The organism is Sediminibacillus massiliensis, from assembly GCF_900156915.1.
Lineage (GTDB): Bacteria > Bacillota > Bacilli > Bacillales > Amphibacillaceae > Sediminibacillus_A > Sediminibacillus_A massiliensis.
This window is the reverse complement of record NZ_LT732535.1, coordinates 1-21,168: the sequence shown is the minus strand read 5'-3', so window position 1 is coordinate 21,168 and position 21,168 is coordinate 1. Positions and strand designations below refer to the sequence as shown.

Below are 21,168 nucleotides of genomic sequence, written 5' to 3'. Positions count from 1 at the left end.
TACCGGGTTTATATTATGACTAACAAAATATGGGGTGAATAACATGGACTTGAACCTTAGAAAAGCAATTCTTGCAAATGTCTCCGACAACAACAAAGATCAATTGGAAGCTACCATCGTCGATGCCATCCAAAATGGTGAAGAGAAAATGCTTCCCGGCTTGGGAGTGCTATTCGAGTTAATTTGGCAGCAATCAGATGAATCTGAAAAAGAAGAAATGTTGTCTACATTGGAAAAAGGTGTCCAACAGGCACAATAACAAACAAGCTGTCCGTGATATGGACAGCTTTTCAATTTGGATTGAGACTATCAAAAAAGAAATTGCCACCTTTCGTCGTTTTAGGGTAAAATATAAGAGATTATCATAGAGAATGGGGTTTGTCCCATATTAGTCAGACAGAAAGAGGAGAATGTTTTTGGATTTAACAAACCTGCAACAAATAATGCAGTTACAAGCCATGTCTATGTTAAGGAACACCAATTCAAATGTTTTTTCTTATAATTCAGCTATGTTGGAAACAGCTTTTCAGCAATTTTTGAATGCCGAGCTAACCATGCACACTTCTGAAGAAAAGCCTGCACCAAGCGTTCCCTTAAAAAATCTTCAGCCCATTCATACATATACGCCTGAAATTAACTACGTGAGTGAACCCGAATCTTCCAGTGCCAGTAATACGATTGACCAGATTATTCAACAAGCCTCTGAACAGTTCGGGGTTGACCATAAATTGATCCGGTCCGTTGTCCGACAGGAATCCAATTTTGATGAAAACGCGGTAAGTCATGCAGGAGCTCAAGGATTAATGCAGTTAATGCCAGCTACCGCTAAGTCTCTAGGTGTCCAAAATCCTTTAGATCCCACAGAGAATATCATGGGCGGTACGAAATATTTAAAGCAAATGCTGGATAAATATAACGGAGATACTTCACTTGCACTTGCCGCATATAATGCCGGTCCTGGAAACGTTGATAAATACGCAGGTATTCCACCATTCTCCGAGACGAGAAATTATGTAAGTAAAATCATGTCTTCTTATATGGCATAGATATTTCACAAAAAAATGGAGCAGGGCCTTTTATAGGCTCTGCTCCATTTTGTAGATTTAGCCAAATGTAATTTCTTTCACTTTATCTGCATCCAACCCTTTTATCACTTCTACAATCAACTTCACCGCATTTTCGAAATCATCCTGATGAAGAATTGCAGCATGTGTGTGGATGTAACGGGTCGCGATAGTAATAGATAGTGCAGGAACCCCGTTGGCAGTAAGGTGGATGGATCCGGTATCTGTTCCACCGGCAGCCATTGTAGCGTACTGATATGGGATTTTCTTCTCGTCAGCTGTATCAAGTACAAAATCTCTTAAACCTTTATGTCCGATGGCAGAAGCATCATAAAGGATAATTTGAGGACCTTCCCCGATTTTGCTGTCTGCTTCTTTATCGGAAATACCTGGAGTGTCGCCTGCTATTCCAACGTCCACCCCGAACCCAATGTCAGGCTGGACAGTATGAGTCGAAGTACGGGCTCCTCTCAACCCTACCTCTTCCTGTACAGTACCTACCCCATAAACTACATTAGGATGAGATTCCCCTTTAAGGCGCTTCAACACTTCAATTGCGATAGCACAACCAATTCGGTTGTCCCATGCCTTGGCAAGCAGCAGCTTTTCATTATTCAACTGGATGAATTCGAAGTAAGGGACGATAGAATCCCCTGGGCGAACACCGAATTCTTCCGCTTCTTCCCGGCTTGAAGCGCCGATATCGATAAACATATCTTTTATTTCAACCGGCTTTTTCCTAGCTTCTGGGGGAAGGATATGTGGTGGTTTGGATCCGATAATTCCAGTAAGGTCTCCTTTTCGAGTTAACAGTGTTACCCTTTGGGCAAGCATGACCTGGCTCCACCAGCCTCCTATTGTCTGAAAATACACGAAACCTTTATCATCGATACGTGTAACCATGAAGCCGACTTCATCAAGATGGCCTGCAACCATAATCTTAGGACCATTCTCTTCCCCGGTTTTTTTAGCAATCAGACTGCCGATATTATCCGTATATACTTCATCGGCATATGGAGAGATATACTTCTCCATGACCTGTCTGGCCTCTTTTTCATCTCCGGAAATAGCCCTGGCGTCAGTCAGTTCTTTTAACATCGTTAATGTTTCGTTATTGTCTGTCATATGTACACCCCTTTTTTGATTAATCCCACAATTGAATTATAGCTTTTTTTGCTTGATTTAACAAAAAATACCGATTCCGGTTAATAACCTTGTTCCTGCCGTTGGTGATTAACTTTATTTTTATCATCGTACGAGGACATTATATCTTGTTCTGTGAAACCAAGCGAGTAGCCGAGGGTAATGTATGTATCAAACAATTCCTTGTACGTTTCTTTACTTGGATTTCGCTTAAGTACGATAATTTGTTCGAAAACACGGTTGAATTGTTCCGTGATGTCAGAGGATGATGCCACAGCTCCTGATTCATAAGAAAAGCTCCTGTCGAGACCAATTGACAATATAAAATGGAGACCATCTACATACTCTTCAAGGATGACGGACTTTTCACTTTGCTGCTTATTGCTCCAAAACTTAAAACAGCGTGTTTCATTGGCCAGTTCTCCCACTTCTACTAATAAAGCCAATATTTTTTTATCCATCAACTGTTCGGGCGCCAATTGATGGTTTGCAGCTATGTGTTTATCCAATATATTTTGGGTATGAAATAAATGTTCCCAATCCATAAGATTCCTCCTTGCACTTATTCGTGAATTTTTTTGATTATAACATGGATATTTCTATTTTTTGAAACTTTATATGTTTTCATCCGTATAAATGAGTAACTACGAATAGGGAGACGGTTAATCATGATAGTCATTTTATTCCGCCTATTGATACTGACAGCGATAATATTTATTTTGTACACGGTTTATAAATACATCATAAATCCCAATCGGAAACTTGAAGTCGCTAAAGATAAAAAGGATTTTTACTTTTTGGACGAACCAGATAATACTAAGAAAAATTTTCTTATGACATACAAAGGCTATATTTTTGAAGGCGAAAAATATTTAGGCACAACCGAAAATTCATTCGACGTCGTCAATATAAGCGTTTATGCTAAACATCCTGCTCAATTAAAAGGCTTGGAGAGAAACGATTTGCATTTCATGGAAAAGGAAATCCTGATTCGCTATCCATATGCGAAAGTCGAGTGGAAACACCCACTCAACAAGCTCCTCGTCCTGAAATAATCCATGCAGAAAGAAGTATCCTAATAAGCAGTTGAGGGAAACTGCGACATTGTGAAAATTCATTCAAGGGAAGCTTCCTCTTGTTCTGATGATAGTGAAGTTGATATACCCGCTGCGGCAGAACACTTCGCTGTTAGGGATTTTCTCAATTTTTAATTGGAATAACCCAGGTTAGTCATATTATAGGTCCACCTTACACTTAATCAGAAATTCCATCATAAGCGAAGGAAAAATGCGAGACTCCTGTGGGAAAGGAACAGTCTGAAGACCCCTCAGTGAGTGCTTTTTGCTCGCGAGGAGGCTGAAGCGTTCCCCGCGGAAAGCGAGTATTTTTCCGCAGCGTCGGTTTAGCACTGAATCCGAAAAGGATGGAAGGAAATTATACTAAAAAAGTTATGTCGTAGTTTATGGTTTATTGAGAAAAGATTGCGGCGTTTTGGTAAATAATTTTCAAGATAAAAACCGGCTTCTTGTAAGCCGGTTTTTTAAAATTTCTCTATTTATTCTTAAGTGTGCCTTCGGTGCCGGCAGTTTGCTGTCTTAGGAAGAATTCTTCCCATTCCACTTTGATTTCTTTTCTCCGAAGCAAATAAATAAGTGGTATTAAAAGGAATAAAGACAGTGCCATTAGCACGGGGGAAAAGCTGGAAATCCATTTGCCGAACGAAGTATAGACCACAGCAATCGGGATATTCGAGTAGATCGATGACCGCATGTAATCTTTAAAATTAGCAGACACTTCCAAGATACATAGGGAGAGAAGATGAAAGTGAATGAAAGGAACTAGTCTGAGAATTGCAACTTGGGAAGTAGTGAAATTCGATCCCTTCCCCATCAACCTCTGTTTCATTCTTACCAGCCTGCTGAGGGTCCCAGGCATCCAACGACTTATCCGGTAAAACACAAGACTGGAAAGAGAGATTCCAATGACAGAATAAACCGTACCGGCAACTGCTCCAAACAGAATCCCGCCTGTAATACAAATAAAAACTACTGGAAGAAAAAATAAAGGCCTTAGCAAATGAAAACCGATAAACATTAGAGGAGCTAAAAAACCGCCATTCTCCATAAAAGTCAGGAAGTACACACTAATTTGGTCCACGATAACCTGCTCCCTCCCCTTCGGTCTTATAGATTCTATGACAAGAGACGAGCCAATATGACAACCGATTGGAAAAGGCTTGTCTTATTTAACGAAATCCTGTAAACAAGACGACTATTTGTATGATCAACAATAGCGGAATCCCTATCCGGAATGAAGTATGCCGGGTCTTATGGCGAAAAAAGTACATCCCCAAATAACTCCCCGCAGCTCCGCCAAGTATGGAAATCAGCCAGATGTTTTTCTCAGGGATTCTCCACTTCCTCTTCTTCGATCTTCGCTTGTCGCTTCCCATCACCAAAAAGGATATCAGACTCATTACCAGCATATATCCAAAAACCAATAAAAAATAATCCAATTTTTCCGGCTCCTCCATTGATTATTCTGAGACAATTCCCTGGTCCCTGTTTCTTTCCTCTATAAAAAAACCATCCTCCAGAGATGAGAATGGTTTTAAAAATCGATTTATTTAAGAGCTGCTTTTGCTTTGTCAGCAAGTTGCGCAAATGCTTGCTCATCGTTGATAGCAAGATCAGAAAGCATTTTGCGGTTAACTTCGATTCCAGCTTGTTTAAGACCGTGCATCAAACGGCTGTAAGAAAGGTCGTTCATACGGGCTGCAGCATTGATACGTGCAATCCATAATTTACGGAATTCACGTTTTTTCTGTCTGCGGTCGCGGTATGCATATTGACCTGATTTCATTACTTGTTGTTTAGCTGTTTTAAACAAAGCATGTTTAGAACCGTAATATCCTTTAGCAAGCTTTAATACGCGCTTACGACGTCTGCGTGTAACTGTTCCACCTTTAACACGTGGCATAATAATTCCCTCCTAATATATATAAACGAATTCCATTCGAGATGTTTTTATTTGTTTGGAAGCATTTGCTTGATACGCTTGTAATCTCCAGCAGATACAATTGCACTTTTGCGAAGTTTACGCTTTTGCTTTTGAGACTTATTAGCAAATAAGTGACTAGTATATGCATGAGAGCGTTTAAGCTTCCCAGAACCTGTTCTTCTGAAGCGTTTTTGAGTCCCTTTGTGGGTTTTCATTTTTGGCATGTTTCTTCCTCCTTGAGTTGAAATGTCCAAGTTAACGAGTGAAATCAGCCGGAGAATGGGCTCCCCTCTCTCGCTTGAACAACTATTTGAGTTAATGTTGCTTGAAAGTTATTTTTCGTTAATAGGTGCAAGCATAAGGAACATGCTGCGGCCTTCCATTTTCGGTTTGGTTTCAACGGTGGAAATGTCTTTACACTCTTCAGCCATTTTTTCCAAAACCTCTTGTCCCAACTCTTTATGAGTAATTGCACGACCGCGAAAGCGGATTGAGGCCTTCACCTTGTCCCCTTTTTCAAGGAACTTTCTGGCATTGCGCAATTTAGTATTGAAGTCATGATCTTCAATCCCAGGGCTTAGACGAACCTCTTTCACGTTAATAACTTTTTGTTTTTTACGTGCCTCTTTCTCTTTCTTTTGCTGCTCGAAGCGGTATTTACCGTAGTCCATAATCCGGCATACCGGCGGTTTGGCATTTGGAGCTACTAGTACGAGGTCCAAATTCCTTGTTTGAGCAATTTCTAATGCTTCTTGGCGTGATTTGACACCAAGTTGATCGCCGTTGGAATCAATGAGACGAACTTCGCGTGCGCGGATTTTCTCATTGACATTCATATCTTTGCTAATAATGAGCCACCTCCATAGATTATCGAAAAAATATATACGATCTTCACCGACAAGTCGCTGCTGTTTTTTTACATTAAAAAAGTGTCGGTACATACTGCACCCACACGTCTCCTAATTTAAACGGAAATTAACCTGCTAACTGCACAAATGCGTCAATCAGGTGAGAAGCGGGTGCTTCTACTTGCCTCAGATCAATATTTAATTTCACCTATAAAATGATAGCATGATAATAACAAGATGTCAACTCTTTAAGCTATTTTTATGGTTTTCAAAAAAACGACTCTTTTATACTATCTTAATTTGAACAAAAAAACAACCCCTAATTTAAATATCCCGCTTACAGGTCGATTTTTCAATCATTCAGTCCTTTATTAAGAAGGAAAAAAGGTTCCTGTTTTACAGCCAGGAACCTTTTTGTACATCATTTTTTTGTCATTGTTTTGTTGCGTATTTCCGTTTCCACTTTTTCACTAAATGAAGCGAGCGACATTGTAGCAGAATCCTTTTCACCATACCTTCTGACATTGACCGCTTCATCTTCCATTTCTTTATCCCCCACTACCAAAGCGAAAGGAATTTTTTCCATTTGTGCTTCTCTGATTTTGTAACCGATTTTCTCGTCTCTTTCATCTATTTCCACTCTAACACCTTTAAAACGAAGGTCTTCCTCCACCTTTTTGGCATAATCACGGTGTATATCCCCGGAAACCGGAATGATTCTTGCCTGAACCGGCGCTAACCAAGTAGGAAATGCTCCTTTATATTCTTCGATCAAGAAGGCAACAAACCTTTCCATAGTGGATACGACACCACGGTGGATTACTACAGGCCTGTGTTCTTTTCCATCTTCTCCTATATAGGTCAAATCAAATCGCTCCGGTAAATGGAAATCCAGTTGTACAGTCGAGAGGGTTTCGTCTTTTCCAAGAGCAGTTTTCACCTGTACATCAAGTTTTGGACCATAGAAGGCAGCCTCTCCTTCTGCTTCCACATATTCCAGTTCCATATCTTCCATTGTCTCTTTCAACATTGCCTGGGCTTTCTCCCACATTTCGTCGTTATCTACATACTTCTCTTTATCTTCTGGATCACGGTAAGATAAACGGAAGTAATAGTCGTCGATTCCAAAATCTTTATAAACAGCCTGGACCAGTTGGACAACTCGGATAAATTCATCCTTTAATTGATCTGGACGAGCAAAGATATGGGCATCATTCAATGTCATGGCACGAACCCGCTGTAAACCTGCCAAAGCACCAGACATCTCATGGCGGTGCATCGTTCCCAGTTCCGCTATGCGGACAGGCAGATTGCGATAGCTATGCAATTCGTTCTTGAAAACCATCATATGATGTGGACAATTCATTGGACGGAGAACTAAGTCTTCATTGTCCATTTCCATTGTAGGGAACATATCATCCTTATAATGATCCCAGTGGCCGCTCGTTTTATAAAGATCGACACTGCCAAGAACAGGTGTGTATACATGGTTATAGCCGAGGCGCTCTTCTAAATCGACGATGTAGCGTTCAATTGTCCGGCGGATCGTCGCACCTTTTGGAAGCCATAGAGGCAGGCCTTGTCCAACTTGTTGAGAGACAGTGAATAGATCCAATTCCTTTCCTAACTTACGATGGTCCCTTTCTTTCGCTTCTTCTCGAAGTCGTAAGTATTCATCCAGATCTGCTTTTTTGGCGAATGCAGTTCCATAGATACGCTGCAGCATTTTATTGTTGCTGTCGCCTCTCCAATAGGCACCGGAAATACTCAGCAATTTGAATATCTTAATCTTGCTTGTAGACGGGACGTGTATCCCTCGACATAAATCGAAGAATTCGCCTTGTTCGTAAATGGTTACTGTTTCTCCTTCTGGAATAGCATCGATTAATTCCAACTTCAATTCGTCTCGGATTTCACGGAACATTTCTTTCGCTTGTTCTCTCGGCACTTCTTTCCGGACGATATCTAAATTCTCATCGACAATCCTCTGCATTTCTTTCTCGATTTTAGGAAGGTCTTCAGGTGTGATGGACTCTTCCATGTCGAAGTCATAGTAGAATCCGTCTTCAATAACAGGACCAACGCCAAATTGGACGTCTTTATATAATCGTTTTATTGCTTGCGCCATCAAATGAGCAGTAGAATGACGCATGATTTCAATGCCTTCCGGGTTTTTATTTGTAATTATTTCGATTGTTCCGTCTCCTGGAAGTTCACGACGTAAGTCATAGGCAACACCGTCCAGTTTTACGGCCAGCGCTTGTTTTTTTAAACCTGGTGAAATAGACGCAGCTATATCTTCGCCTGTAGTGCCTCTGGGAAATTCTTTCTTTGCGCCATCAGGGAATGTTATAAAAATTGATTGCTCCATTGCTCTCGCTCCTATTCATTGTAATGTACATTAGTAAGGGATGAGGTTCTTCTCCGGTTAAACCAAAAACGCCCGTCCCTCAGCAGAAAAGCTAAGGGACGAGCGTTGTACTCGTGGTTCCACCCTAATTCCCGCAAAAATGCGGCTCATTAAGCATCTGTAACGTAGATGGGACGCTGCAATTTACTCATATTCCAAAGCAGAGTTCAAAGGTGGTAATCAAATGCCGGATATACAGGAAGCTTTCAGCCAGACGGCTTCCCTCTCTAATAGTATTCCTGAAACATTGATCTTATCCTCATCATTACCATTAATCATATATGACCGTATTATAGCTACATACCAATGAAAAAGTCAAGCCTGTATATCAATTTCTTAAATAATTAGGGAATGGAAAATTACTAAATGGCTTAAAAACGACTTTCTCCTGAAATACATTGATCAATGTCAACGTTTTCGGTTCAGCAGGATGGTCTCCATAGATGATAATCTTTTCAGGAGACATCGCAAGTAACGGGGTCAAATTCAATTCGTTATCATCCAATCCAACTATGTAAAGAGGCTCCTGTTGAATCAACATTTTAATTTCCATTTTTGAAAAAGGCTTTCCATTCGCTTTGAAAAACTTGAAATCGTTCCCTTGGATTATATGAACTGTATTGAATTTCGATTTCTTTTTTGCAACATACTCACGCAAAGATTGTACGAATGACTGATAATCTTCTTCTCTTTTGAACTCATCTATGGCCAGCCCGACCACTTCCTTAAGAGCTTCCCGGTAGTTTTGAAGACGGAATTTTACAATCGAATCAAAATGGATTGTTTTTTCCTCCAGGACATTTTCATTAAACGATTTTAACAATTCCTTTCGAAGGTCAACCGATTGAGGAAATACCCCTCCATCACCTTCGGAATCCGAGATCATGGCCTGAGTCAAATCGAGGATCCGTTGCACCTCCTCTTTATCTTTGAAATAATACACTTGCTGTATGGTTTGTCTTACCATATCTGCTTCCCTGTGCTTAATGAACACTTCCATCATTGCCCTGCCTGCATTAGCCAATTGTTTTGACGAATGACCATCTTCCGGAATTCTTATCTGATTCCCCCACTCCTTGTTCGTTTTCCAATTTAATTCCACTTCATGTCCATATTGAACAATACGGTCACAGAATGTCATGGTTTCATTTGTAGAACGGAAATATATATCAAGCAATAATCATCACCCTCATCACGATCAAGCTGTTACATTATATGGGTGAACAAGCAAAAAAATGAGTTATCTACTTGAAGAAAAAACGATAGATTTAACATCCCCTTCCTTCTGAGAAGAACGTGGGGGGAGTTCGCACTAAAATTAAGTCACAGAAGTTTTTGATGACAAGGTTATAATAGGTGCTTGAAGAGAGAAGTCGCAGGGCCATAGTCTGGATAAAGAAGGCAAATAAAAAAATCCTGAAAATATCAGGATTTTCGTTAACTTCTTCTGTTTGCTCCGAATAAAGGGATTTCTTCGCTTACTTGTTTGATCCTTTCCAATATCCTTCCCGCTTTCACTTCATCCATATCGCCGCGGTTGGTTGTCGCTAGATGTTTTTCGAGTTGTGCGAAGCTGTAGTTGGAAGTGAAAAAAACAGGCAATCTTTCCATCATCCTATATTGTAGTATCGAACCCAAGATTTCATCCCTGAACCAGGCTGACTGCGACTCAGCGCCTATATCATCTATCATCAGCACAGGGATTTTTTTGAAATAGTCTACTTTTTCATTTATGGAATCATCTTTCAGGGAAGCTTTTATCTCTCTGACGAATTCCGGCATATAAATAAGCATCGATTGAATTTTCTTCTTAGCTAATTCATTTGCCAAAGCCCCAAGGAAGTGGGTTTTCCCCACCCCGAATGGACCATATAGATAGAGCCCTTTCGAAGGAAGATGTTCAGGCTCCACTGTATCCAGATATGCCACAATTTTTCTTATGGCAAGATGGCGCTCCGGATCGCTGTGGTCAATCTCCTGAAGAGAAGCTTCCAATATATCTTTTGGCATGTATAAGCTTTGCACCATTGTCCTATGCTTTTCCTGTTCGTCACGCTGTACTTTCCGGTAACACTTCTCATAGGATAACCGGATGCTTTTTTCCTCCACTTGAAGATAAGGAGTATAACCGGATAGTATATTCTTGCATTTATCCAAAGAAGGGCAATCGACGCAATTCTTCGACTGGGATTTGAATTCATATAATTTCATCAGATTTTTATCGATGTCTGTCTCTGATAATTGCGGGTTGTTATGGATAACTTGTTTGATTTCCGAATCATTCAGCACTTCGCTTCGCAATTGGTTGAAGTTATTTAAAAAATTCTTATTGTCTCTCATCCATTTTTTCAGAGAAGCTTGAATTGGTTCCATATACAATCATCCTTATTAAAATATACATTAACTTTCCGAATAACGTTTCAACAATGCAGCGATGTCTTCCGTTTCGGTTTCCTGTCCCTGGTCTATGACTTGGACAGGGCTCTCCGAGTTTGAACTCTCCGCCTGCTTTCTTTCTTTAAACCAATCAGGGATTACTTCCTTATTTGCCGGCTTATTATAATATTTCTTGTTGCCCCACTGCTGGTATTTGCGATTCTCAGATTTTGCCAAATTCATTGCCTGTTTAACGGTTTTCACATTTTTCCGGGCCCAATGGCTGGCTATTTTCTCGAGGTAGGCCTTTGACAGTTTCATATCTGTCTTTAGAAGGACATAATGGACCAGCACATTCATAACTCCTGTGGAAAGTCCTTGTTGGGACATTACATCACGGATCACCTTCAAATCTTGAGCAGAAGCAGCTTGGCCCGATAAGTCTTCCAATAATTGTTTTGGCGAAATATTTTCGAGCAAATGCATAAATTTGTCTTCTTTTGTTTGTGGTTCCTTCTTCTTATCTGTTTCTTCTGAAGTTGTCCGTTCCACCAATCTGATTTCCGCTTTGTCTTGACGGGACTGGAATAAATCATGACAAGCCGTTTTAAACTCATTAACATCTAAATAGTTCTCATCGTTTACAGCCCAAAAAATAGCATTCTCTACGTCTTGGCTGGTAAGGCCATAAAGCACCACCATTTGATTGACCAGTTTTTTGTTGGATAAGGTCAAAATTCTTGAAACAGGCAGCATGCGTTGTCTCAACATCTGCTCAATCCATGGAAAGTCAATATTAGCATGATTGGCGGAAATTGTCGGACCTTCCGTTTTTTCCTTTTCGCTGAAACCTGGTGTATCTTCTTTCCAATCGGCAGAAGCGGGAAAGGTACTGAAAACGTCAGAAAAGTCGGCAGTGACTTCCTCTCCCTCTATATCTGCCTTCGGTTTATATTCACCGAATGCTTGAACCAATTCCATATACTTGTTCTCACCGATATGATGATACAAAAGCTGCGATAACATCCCATCGTCAAAAAAGGCCGACGGTGAAAAAGGCGGGTTTAATACATAAGAATAAATATTCTTTTGGGAAGTCTCTTTCTTGTATGTATTGACTAAACCGATAGCTTCAAGCCTCAATCTGGATTGATAGATCTTATCAAGAGGTAGGGACAGATAATTCATGAGAGTATGGTGCGTTTTAGGTTCGACAGCAGAAGTCTTCAAATAATATTCGCTTAAGAGTGTCTGGTATAAAGAAACCGCTTCACTGCCAATCAGTGGCTGGTACAGATGGGTGAGCGCCAGTTGATAGTCTGTTGGCAAATCTTTTTGCAAATTAATTTGATACCCTTCAATCGGCAGCAATTTACCAATATGTTGTTGCTCCATTTGATAGCCTCCTTCCAAAACAACCTCTCCTGCGAATGGTGTTACTTTTTATCTGATCTTATTAAGTCTTTCAATTCGTCCAGAAAAACGCTGATATCTTTAAATTGTCTATACACGGAAGCAAACCGTACATAAGCTACCTCGTCGATAGAAGACAATCTGTCCATCACCATCTCCCCGATTTCTTTGCTCTGTATCTCAGAGGTTCCCCGGTTACGGAGTTCTTTTTCCACTTCCACAGCTACCGATTCAATCTGCTCCAAAGCAACAGGCCTTTTCTCACATGCTTTAATAAGTCCCCGCATCAGTTTTTCTCTACTGTATTCTTCCCGAGTACCCTCTTTTTTTACTACAATCAAAGGAACTTCTTCTAGACGCTCGAATGTAGTAAACCGAAACCCGCACTCTTCGCATTCCCTTCTCCTTCTGATTGAACGTCCTTCTTCAATCGGGCGGGAATCTAACACTTTTGTACTTTTATATTGGCAATTGGGACATCTCATTTTGTATCATCTCCACATTGGATACAGGTTTTTCTAAACTTGTGCATTGTTTCTCTTAGGATCTTCTATGTACGTGAGTTCTTTCTTCAATTCATCATATAGTTTAGGTATTAAATTATGACTGTAGCCCAGGTCGAAAGGTATTACCGATTCTGTGGTAACAGAAAAATCTACAGCAGTCCGGTAAGGTCTCACCATAATGACAGTGGCAACGACAAACGCTTTTCTCCCTTTGGAGAAATTCACACTGATCTCACCGTGCTCCTTGGATAACGCCACGATTTCGCAGTTACTGGATTTGTTGAAATAATCTTCAATCACCTGGAAACCTTTATCTTTGGTCGTTTTAAAATAATGTGTTTGTAAATTCTGGTCCCAGTGATTTTCACTTGTTTCGGAATGATTGTTAAAAAACTTACTGAAAAATTGTCGAAAGTTCATGAAAGCACCTCGTTTTAAATGTCGCAATGACTTTATTAACTTATTTTAACACGTTTTTGACATTTAAACGATAATCAAAAATTTCTATTAATTTTTATGGCCTCTTTAAAAGGTAAAAAGCCCTTGCTGAATTACAGCAAGGACTTCCGGTTTTGGGTTATTACAGAGCATTTGTCTGTTTAAGGCTGACAGGCCCCATCCCTCTAGGAACTTCCACTTTTTCACTTTTTTTCGATTCAAGCGCTTCAGCGATATATTCCGCAGCCACATTGGGATCAATAATATCTCCGCAAGTATAAACATCTATGCTTGCATATCCATGTTCCGGAAAGCTGTGGATTGTTAAATGCGACTCTGAAATAATAACGACACCACTCACGCCATACGGGGCGAATTTATGAAAAGCAACTTCCCGGATTTCCGCACCAGCTTTCAGTGCTGCATCCACAAAGATTTGCTCAATCAATCCCATATCGTTTAGTTTATCTATATTGCAATCCCATAATTCTGCTATAACGTGTCTGCCCATTGTATCCATTGATAAAATCCCCCTCGTAAATAAAGAATTGCCTCCTAAATAAAGCATGAACCACCACGGGGGAAAGTTAGTCCTGAGAGGTCCTAACCCTTTAAGCAGGCATTACAACATACTTATTTAGAAGAAAAGAGAAATGCGGCTCTTCTATCGCCAAAGCCATGGTTTCTCAACCCTTAATTAACTTTCGCTTTTATTGTATACCTCAATTGCATTTCATCTAAAACATTTATTTTGGAAATAGACGGTTTTTCCATGTGGAAATAAACATCTACTTTCCAGGTGCAAAAAAAGTATATATTGTTTATCTTGTTTTTGCAAGCATGTTCGTGAATTTTTTTACATACTTGAAAAGGCATAAAAGAGGTAAAAAGACTGCCAGGGCATTGGCAGTCTTTTTTAGTATGAGGCAATCAATGGATATTATCCAGCTAGGAGACGTAAACTCTTTCGCTGCGGCTTATAGCCATGCCGACATGGCAGGCTAAGTCGACGACACGACACGCATACCCCCACTCGTTGTCATACCAGGCGAGGATTTTCACCTTTTTGGAATCAATTACCATCGTGGACAATCCGTCAATTACTGCGGAATACTCAGTTGTACAGTAATCCGAGGATACAAGAGGTTCTGTATTAAATCCCAAAATTCCTTTTAAATCTGCAGCGGCTCTTCTTTCAAACAGCTGATTGACTTCTTCTTTATTGACACAGGAGGCTACGTCTACTGTCAAATCAACTAAGGAAACATTTGGTGTAGGTACCCTCAATGCCATCCCCTGCAACTTGCCTTTCATATTAGGCAGCACTTCGCTAAGTGCTTTGGCTGCCCCTGTAGAAGTAGGTATGATCGACTGTGTGCAACCTCTTGCACGCCGTAAATCCTTGTGCGGGTTATCCAGATTTTTCTGATCATTTGTAAAAGAATGGATGGTAGTCATCATGCCATTTTCAATGCCAAAAGCTTCATCGATCACTTTGACGACTGGTGCCAGACAGTTTGTCGTACACGAAGCATTTGAAAGAACATGATGTCGTGTATGATCGTACTTTTCTTCATTTACTCCCATTACAAATGTTGCATCCACATTTTTTCCCGGTGCAGTTATAATCACTTTTTTTGCTCCGGCTTTTAGATGCTGCGATGCTTCACTTTTCGATCGGAATTTTCCAGTGGCTTCAATAACAATATCTATATCATATTCTTTCCATGGTAATTCGGAAGGTTCACGGCTGGATGTTAAATGAATTTTCTTCCCATCCACTTCGATTCCTCCTGCGACGGCTCTTGCTTTCGGACTGAATTGCCCATGGACACTATCATAGTTGATTAAATGAGCCAACGTTTCTGCAGGATAGCTTGCATTGACAGCAACGATTTCGATTTGCTCCGATTTACATGCTTTTCTGAACACCATTCTGCCAATACGCCCAAAACCATTTATAGCAATCCGAGTAACCACATTCATAACCCCCTAATATGATATACTTTAAATAACATTTCTAATATTAAGTATAACACATTAAAAATATTATGTTTGATTTTCAAAAGAAATGACTCAAAAACCTATGCCTGTTTTCCAAAATAAAAAAACCTGGAAATAATCCAGGTTTTTTAAAATATGCCCCAATTTTTCAAAATATGCAGCAACTGTTCATAGGAGTTTTCTATGGAGCCGTTATTGTCTATCACCTCATCGGCGAGTTTCACTTTCTCCGACAAACTCATTTGAGAATTAATCCGATCCATCGCTTCTTCCCTAGTAAAGTTGTTTCTTTTCATAAGCCTGTCGATTTGAACTTCCTGATCGACAAATACAACGATGGTTTTATCTGCAAAATGTGCGAGATTGCTCTCGAACAATAGAGGGATATCCAAGACAACAGCTTTTTCTCCTTGGCTTAGATACCTTTCTTTTTCAGCAATCATTTCTTTCCTTACTGCAGGATGGACGATTTCGTTTAACTTTTGCCGCTTCATTTTATCGGAAAAAATGAGTCGGCCTAATTTTTCCCGGTTTATCTGTTTATCTTCCAATAGAATGTCTTCACCAAAAGCATGCACTATTTTTCTGTAAGCTTCTTCGCCCGGTTCCACCACCACCCGTGATAATTTGTCAGCATCTACCACAGGAATGTTTAATTTTTCAAACATAGTCGATACCGTACTTTTTCCGCTGGCTATACTGCCTGTTAAACCGATTACGACCGCCATCATATAACACCTCTACGTCATTTTAAATATTCCGATTAAAATCAAGATAATCCCGGGTAAAAAAGTCAATCGATGCAGCCAGTTCCAGTAGGAAAACAAATAACCACTTTTCAATCCTATTGCCAGGAATAATCCTGTTGTTACTCCAATGCCAGTTGCTGCATAAACAGGAGTAAAACCGAGCATGGCAGCACCTATTCCCGCTCCCAGCGAATCTACAGAGAGGGCCAGACCAAGCAGAAATGCTTCGATGCCAGTTATTTTCCCCGATTTATCCATATCAGCTGTCATAGGTTTCTTCAAAATTTGAATAACAATCCCCAAAGACTTTATCTCCAATTTTAACAAGACCGGTGTTTCATTCTCCGATCTATCTGTTTTGAAAAATTGATAAATAACCCAGATTCCTATTAGGATTAGCACACTCCCCCCGATTACTTCCGCTACGCGCGGAGAGAGAAAAGAAGTGATCAAGGCACCGATACTCATGGAAAGGAAAAATACGATTCCCGTAATTACCGCTATGATCCAAATAGAACGGACAGGTAGAACCATCTTACGGATTCCATAAGTAAAGCCTACCATGAAACTATCCAAGCTGACTGCTACAGCTAGTAGTATAAATGTAGAGAAATCGACCATGCAAAATAGCCCCTTTACCTATACTTTTACACGTTCAGTATATGGCGGTAACTATTCTGCTGTGCTTTTTCCTGTTTCGGAACTCTTCTTATTACTTCTGACAAGTGGTACAGACGTGAGTACCCCTTCCCCCCACTTTTATTTTTGCAATTGGCGAACCACATTTTTTGCAAGGTTCATTATGTTGCCCATATACGAATAACTCCTGCTGAAACATACCGATCTGTCCCTGACTGTTAACATAAGACCGTATCGTCGTACCTCCTTGCTCAATCGCCAACAGGAGCGTATCGACAGCAGCATGGTGAATTTTGCTTATATCCTTTTCCGTAAGACTTGATCCTCTCCGTTCTGGATGAACTCCCGCCTTGAATAATGTCTCGTCCACATAGATGTTTCCCAAACCTGCTATCACTGACTGATCAAGCAGGATGGCCTTAATTGAACGTTCGCTTTTTTGTATTTTCGACTGAAATATGGATAAATCGAAGTCATCTTCAAAAGGGTCTGGTCCTAACAAGCTTAAAGGTTTATCTGCTGCTTCTTCTCCCTTTTTAAACAGATGCATTGTCCCGAATTTACGGACATCGTTATATCTGAGTTCCTCCCCATCCGTAAAAGCAAAGACGACATGTGTATGCTTCAATAATGGAGTGGAAGATGGAAAGACACCATACTTTCCTTCCATCCGCAAATGGGAAACCAATACATAATCATTCAAGTCAAAAAGCAAGAACTTGCCCTTTCTTCTGATATCATGAATTGTCTGTCCGATTAAACTTTGCTTAAAAATTTCCTGTTGTGCGGGTTTTTTGATGATATTGTCCCAATACACCTGTACATCGTTAATCTCTTTGTTCTTTACAAGGTGCAATAGTGTCTTTCTTACAGTTTCTACTTCCGGCAACTCTGGCATTCAAAGTCTCTCTCCTTGCTATTTTGCATCATACCACGTTTTTCCATAGGCAATATCCACTTTAAGCGGTACATTCAATTCGACCGCGCTTTCCATCGCCGCTGGAACTAATTCTTTCAACTTTTCCAGTTCATCTTTAGGCGCTTCCAGTATTAATTCATCGTGTACCTGCAATAGCATCTTGGCTTGCAATCCTTCATTTTTTAGCATTTCATGAAGATTGATCATAGCAAGTTTGATTATGTCCGCAGCACTTCCCTGGATCGGAGTGTTCATAGCAGTTCGTTCGGCAAAGCTTCGCTTGTTGAAGTTTCTGCTCGTAATGTCAGGTAAGTATCTTCTTCTTTTCATAAGTGTAGTAACATAGCCTGTTTGCTTCGCTTCCTGAACGACCTCTTCCATATAATCACGCACACCAAGATAACTGTCTAAATAACGATCAATAAATTTTTTGGCTTCTTTTCTGGTTATTCCAAGACTTTGCGATAATCCATAATCACTTATTCCATAAACAATGCCAAAGTTCACTGCTTTAGCCTGCCTGCGCATATTAGAAGTGACTTCTGATTCATTGACATGAAAAACGTCCATTGCGGTCTGGGTATGGACATCACGATCTTCTGTAAATGCTTCAATTAACTTTTCATCATTGGCAATATGAGCTAAAACCCTTAACTCGATTTGAGAGTAATCTGCGGCAAATATTATCCAATCTTCTTTCTCTGCGGTGAAGGCTTGCCTGATTTTTTTGCCTTCCTCCAGCCTGATAGGGATGTTTTGCAAATTAGGTTCTATAGAACTCAAGCGTCCTGTTTGGGTAAGTGCCTGGTTGAAACGGGTATGGATTTTATTCGTTTTCTTGTCAACAACTTTAAGCAGTCCTTCGATGTATGTTGATTGCAGTTTGCCCAATTGTCTGTACATCAATAATTTCGGAATGATTTCATGTTGGTCCTGCAATTGCTCCAATACATCAGCCGATGTAGAATAACCTGTCTTCGTTTTCTTAATCACCGGCAAATTCAACTTCTCAAACAGGATAGGCCCCAATTGTTTTGGCGAATTCAAATTAAATTCTACCCCGGCAAGTTCAAAGACTTCTTTTTCTATCTCGGTCAACCGTGCTTGCAGTTCATTACCCATTTCCTGCAAGCGTTCCACATCGAGCCGTACACCTTGGTGCTCCATCTCACCCAGAATTACTGCTAATGGCATTTCCATTTCTTTGAATAAGTTGAATTGTTGATTATCACGAAGTTGTTCTTCCATTTTATCTTTCAAGCGAAATATCATGTTCGTTTTCCGTGCCAAATGTTCTTGAAATAGCTCCTGTTCAGGCAGCTTCATTTTTGCACCTTTTCCATATACTTCCTCGTCGAAACTCACATCTTTTTCACCCATACGGTGGCTGATCGCCGGGATATCATGATTATTTTCGGATGGGTTGAGCAGATAGGAAGCAAGCAATAAATCAAAATCGATACCTTTCATGTGGATATCTTGGTTCAGCAGTGCAACCATTGTCTTTTTGGCATCGAATACCCATTTTTTGTTTGCAGGATCTTCTGCCCATCTTTTGAAAACCTCGGAATTTACGGCCGCATCGGTAGGAATGAAGTAATTTCCATTGTTGTTGGAAATGCCAAATCCCTTGATCGGTTCCCTGTGATAATTATCATGGAGCATTTCTACAACAAGCGCTTCTTCACCGGTAAATAAATCTTCTTCCAAATCATCCAGGACGACAACCTCGATTTCTGGAAGTTCCATATTTTCCGCGTTGTCACCTTCGGCCAGTTCTCCTCCAACTCTGTCAAGCAACGATTGAAAGCCCAGTTCCTTAAAAATGCTACTCACATTATGTGACTGATATCCTTCATAAACAATTTGGTCAAGACCGATTTCTACAGGAGAATCACAGGAAATGGTGACAAGTTGTTTACTCATGAAAGCATCTTCTTTGTGATTTTCCAATTTCTCTTTTAGTTTCTTTCCGCTGACCCCTTCAATGTTTTCATAGAGGTTTTCCAATGTCTGATACTGTTTTAACAGCTTAACAGCGGTTTTTTGACCTATACCGGGAACACCGGGAATGTTATCAGAACTGTCCCCCATCAACGCTTTCATATCAATTATCTGGTCAGGACTGACTTCCATTTTGTCCACCATAAAAGAGGGAGTGTATGCATCAATATCACTCAGCCCTTTTTTTGTCAGACTTACAGTAACTTTATCGGAAACAAGCTGCAGAAGGTCTTTGTCACCTGAAATCACGGTAACATCCCAATCCTCTTTTTCTGCTTGTTTCGCAAGTGTACCGATAATATCATCTGCTTCATATTGAGGTAATTGATAATGTGATATGGCAAATGAATCCAAAACTTCCCTCAACAAAGGAAACTGTTCAGATAGTTCGGGCGGCGTTTTTTGTCTGCCTCCCTTATATTCTGTATAGGTTTTATGACGGAACGTCGTTTTACCCGCATCAAAAGCAACCAGTAGATGGGAAGGTTTTTCCGTCTCGAGTATTTTCAACAACATATTTGTAAAGCCATAAACAGCATTCGTATAAACGCCCTTATCGTTATTCAATAACGGGAGAGCAAAAAAAGCCCGGTAGGCGATGCTATTTCCATCAATTAATACAAGCTTGTTCGACATGACAGGCACTCCTTTAAATATCTATTTTCCTATTATGTAAAAATTCTTCGTCCTCGTCTACTAAAGTACATTCTATCACGTTTGGGCTCTAATATAAAAAAGGACCCCGTTATTCGAGGCTGATACTAATCGCTTTATACTCTCTTTTAAGATTTACAGTTGAGAAGAATTGAGAACTAGTGGACAATTTATCTCAGAGAGACTTTCTCTAATCCTTTACAGGTATGTACTAACCCGGCGCTACGGTAAAATACTCGCTTTCCACAGGGAACGCTTCAGCCTCCTCGCTGGCAAAAAAACGCCAACTGCGGGGTCTTCAGACTGTTCCTTTCCCGTAGGAGTCTCGCATTTTACCGCAGCTTGTTATGGCATTCTGTAATAGTTAGAGAAAATAACAGTTGAGAAGTTATTGAGATTTTTTCTATCCAAAATGCAGAAACATACAAACAGCGGAGGCAGAACACTTCGCTGTTAGGGATTTTCTGAATTTTGAAGTTAGAAATACCTCATGTTAGACATACTTTAGGAACACTTATCACATTAAGATATCTATCGAAAGCAGAGGAAGAATGCGACACTCCTTGAAAAAAAGTTCGATTTTCTGCTCGCAGTGTAAATGCATGGGTGTCTTGTAAAAAGTCCTGGAATTCCGAAAGCATGGAGTGCTGTTCCTGGAAGAATCACCGTGTTCTATCCCCCGCTGCGCAAAGGATTTTTCCATTTATAATAGGAATTACCATGTTAGACACTTTTCAGGATTACTTCTCACCAAATCAGAAAACTATACCAAGCTGCGGAAAAATGCGAGACTCCAGTGGGAAAGGAACAGTCTGAAGACCCCGCAGTGATGCGCCTGCGTCTTCTAGTATCGCTTCGTAGTAAGATTCCTCGGCGCATGGTTTTCGGTGGGACGAGTAATCGCAGTCCCAAAAGGTCTTCGGTGGGACGAGTAATCGCAGTCCCAAGGGAGCAAAGGAGCCTACTCAAGTAGTACCCTGGCTGAAGCGTTCCCCACGGAA

Annotated in this window: 22 protein-coding genes and 2 other annotated features; of the genes, 3 read left to right on the top strand and 19 right to left on the bottom strand. The window is 40.4% G+C overall.

Annotated elements, in window-relative coordinates; translation table 11 throughout:
- Positions 1-43 precede the first annotated feature (43 nt).
- Both sspI and CZ434_RS00605 read left to right on the top strand, forming a co-directional pair.
- Entirely contained in the window at positions 44-259 is a 216-nt protein-coding gene (gene sspI / locus CZ434_RS00610) for a small acid-soluble spore protein SspI (RefSeq protein ID WP_077621296.1), read from the top strand.
- 157 nt (positions 260-416) lie between these two features.
- A complete protein-coding gene (locus CZ434_RS00605) occupies positions 417-1,046 on the top strand; it encodes a lytic transglycosylase domain-containing protein (RefSeq protein ID WP_245830905.1) in 630 nt (209 codons plus the stop codon).
- A 57-nt stretch (positions 1,047-1,103) separates the two neighbouring features.
- On the opposite strand, the gene CZ434_RS00600 is transcribed toward CZ434_RS00605, so the two are convergent.
- Together CZ434_RS00600 and CZ434_RS00595 are read right to left on the bottom strand one after the other, a co-directional pair.
- The gene (locus CZ434_RS00600; RefSeq protein WP_077621294.1) at positions 1,104-2,189 is read right to left on the bottom strand and encodes a M42 family metallopeptidase; all 1,086 of its coding nucleotides are present in this window, start codon (positions 2,187-2,189) and stop codon (positions 1,104-1,106) included.
- 80 nt (positions 2,190-2,269) lie between these two features.
- Positions 2,270-2,752: a dUTP diphosphatase gene (locus CZ434_RS00595; protein WP_077621293.1), complete on the bottom strand. Its 483-nt coding sequence runs from the start codon at positions 2,750-2,752 to the stop codon at positions 2,270-2,272.
- Positions 2,753-2,875: 123 nt separating this feature from the next.
- Between CZ434_RS00595 and CZ434_RS00590 the strand changes: the two genes are divergently transcribed.
- A complete protein-coding gene (locus CZ434_RS00590) occupies positions 2,876-3,262 on the top strand; it encodes a sigma-w pathway protein ysdB (protein WP_077621292.1) in 387 nt (128 codons plus the stop codon).
- Between the two features lie 496 nt (positions 3,263-3,758).
- Here the strand turns inward: CZ434_RS00590 and CZ434_RS00585 are convergent, their stop codons facing one another.
- The 17 genes from CZ434_RS00585 to polA form a co-directional block, all read right to left on the bottom strand.
- Positions 3,759-4,364, bottom strand: coding sequence for a TVP38/TMEM64 family protein (locus CZ434_RS00585; protein WP_077621291.1), 606 nt, complete (start codon positions 4,362-4,364; stop codon positions 3,759-3,761).
- Positions 4,365-4,452: 88 nt separating this feature from the next.
- Positions 4,453-4,722: a DUF1294 domain-containing protein gene (locus tag CZ434_RS00580; RefSeq protein ID WP_245830904.1), complete on the bottom strand. Its 270-nt coding sequence runs from the start codon at positions 4,720-4,722 to the stop codon at positions 4,453-4,455.
- A 107-nt stretch (positions 4,723-4,829) separates the two neighbouring features.
- Positions 4,830-5,186, bottom strand: a complete 357-nt coding sequence (gene rplT / locus CZ434_RS00575) for a 50S ribosomal protein L20 (protein WP_077621289.1) — start codon at positions 5,184-5,186, stop codon at positions 4,830-4,832.
- A gap of 47 nt (positions 5,187-5,233) precedes the next feature.
- Positions 5,234-5,431 carry a 50S ribosomal protein L35 gene (gene rpmI, locus CZ434_RS00570; protein ID WP_077621288.1) on the bottom strand — a complete coding sequence of 66 codons (198 nt, stop codon included), beginning with the start codon at positions 5,429-5,431 and terminating at the stop codon, positions 5,234-5,236.
- Positions 5,432-5,539: 108 nt separating this feature from the next.
- A complete protein-coding gene (gene infC, locus CZ434_RS00565; protein ID WP_143262156.1) occupies positions 5,540-6,043 on the bottom strand; it encodes a translation initiation factor IF-3 in 504 nt (167 codons plus the stop codon).
- A gap of 81 nt (positions 6,044-6,124) precedes the next feature.
- Positions 6,125-6,244, bottom strand: a sequence feature (ribosomal protein L20 leader region).
- Between the two features lie 232 nt (positions 6,245-6,476).
- On the bottom strand, positions 6,477-8,426 hold the full coding sequence (thrS, locus tag CZ434_RS00560) for a threonine--tRNA ligase (protein WP_077621287.1): 1,950 nt from the start codon (positions 8,424-8,426) through the stop codon (positions 6,477-6,479).
- 91 nt (positions 8,427-8,517) lie between these two features.
- Positions 8,518-8,740 (bottom strand) — a binding site (T-box leader).
- A 53-nt stretch (positions 8,741-8,793) separates the two neighbouring features.
- Entirely contained in the window at positions 8,794-9,642 is an 849-nt protein-coding gene (ytxC, locus tag CZ434_RS00555; protein WP_245830903.1) for a sporulation protein YtxC, read from the bottom strand.
- Between the two features lie 260 nt (positions 9,643-9,902).
- Positions 9,903-10,838, bottom strand: a complete 936-nt coding sequence (dnaI, locus tag CZ434_RS00550; RefSeq protein WP_077621286.1) for a primosomal protein DnaI — start codon at positions 10,836-10,838, stop codon at positions 9,903-9,905.
- Positions 10,839-10,865: 27 nt separating this feature from the next.
- Positions 10,866-12,236, bottom strand: a complete 1,371-nt coding sequence (locus CZ434_RS00545) for a replication initiation and membrane attachment family protein (protein WP_077621285.1) — start codon at positions 12,234-12,236, stop codon at positions 10,866-10,868.
- A 41-nt stretch (positions 12,237-12,277) separates the two neighbouring features.
- Positions 12,278-12,739, bottom strand: coding sequence for a transcriptional regulator NrdR (gene nrdR / locus CZ434_RS00540; RefSeq protein WP_077621284.1), 462 nt, complete (start codon positions 12,737-12,739; stop codon positions 12,278-12,280).
- Between the two features lie 33 nt (positions 12,740-12,772).
- Positions 12,773-13,180: a cytosolic protein gene (locus CZ434_RS00535; protein WP_077621283.1), complete on the bottom strand. Its 408-nt coding sequence runs from the start codon at positions 13,178-13,180 to the stop codon at positions 12,773-12,775.
- Positions 13,181-13,340: 160 nt separating this feature from the next.
- The gene (gene speD, locus CZ434_RS00530; RefSeq protein WP_077621282.1) at positions 13,341-13,718 is read right to left on the bottom strand and encodes an adenosylmethionine decarboxylase; all 378 of its coding nucleotides are present in this window, start codon (positions 13,716-13,718) and stop codon (positions 13,341-13,343) included.
- A gap of 428 nt (positions 13,719-14,146) precedes the next feature.
- A complete protein-coding gene (locus CZ434_RS00525) occupies positions 14,147-15,178 on the bottom strand; it encodes a glyceraldehyde-3-phosphate dehydrogenase (RefSeq protein WP_095742877.1) in 1,032 nt (343 codons plus the stop codon).
- A gap of 152 nt (positions 15,179-15,330) precedes the next feature.
- Positions 15,331-15,930 carry a dephospho-CoA kinase gene (gene coaE / locus CZ434_RS00520; protein ID WP_077621280.1) on the bottom strand — a complete coding sequence of 200 codons (600 nt, stop codon included), beginning with the start codon at positions 15,928-15,930 and terminating at the stop codon, positions 15,331-15,333.
- A gap of 12 nt (positions 15,931-15,942) precedes the next feature.
- On the bottom strand, positions 15,943-16,572 hold the full coding sequence (ytaF, locus tag CZ434_RS00515; RefSeq protein WP_077621279.1) for a sporulation membrane protein YtaF: 630 nt from the start codon (positions 16,570-16,572) through the stop codon (positions 15,943-15,945).
- Positions 16,573-16,663: 91 nt separating this feature from the next.
- On the bottom strand, positions 16,664-17,488 hold the full coding sequence (mutM, locus tag CZ434_RS00510) for a DNA-formamidopyrimidine glycosylase (RefSeq protein WP_077621278.1): 825 nt from the start codon (positions 17,486-17,488) through the stop codon (positions 16,664-16,666).
- Between the two features lie 18 nt (positions 17,489-17,506).
- Positions 17,507-20,149, bottom strand: coding sequence for a DNA polymerase I (gene polA / locus CZ434_RS00505; protein ID WP_077621277.1), 2,643 nt, complete (start codon positions 20,147-20,149; stop codon positions 17,507-17,509).
- Positions 20,150-21,168: the final 1,019 nt, after the last annotated feature.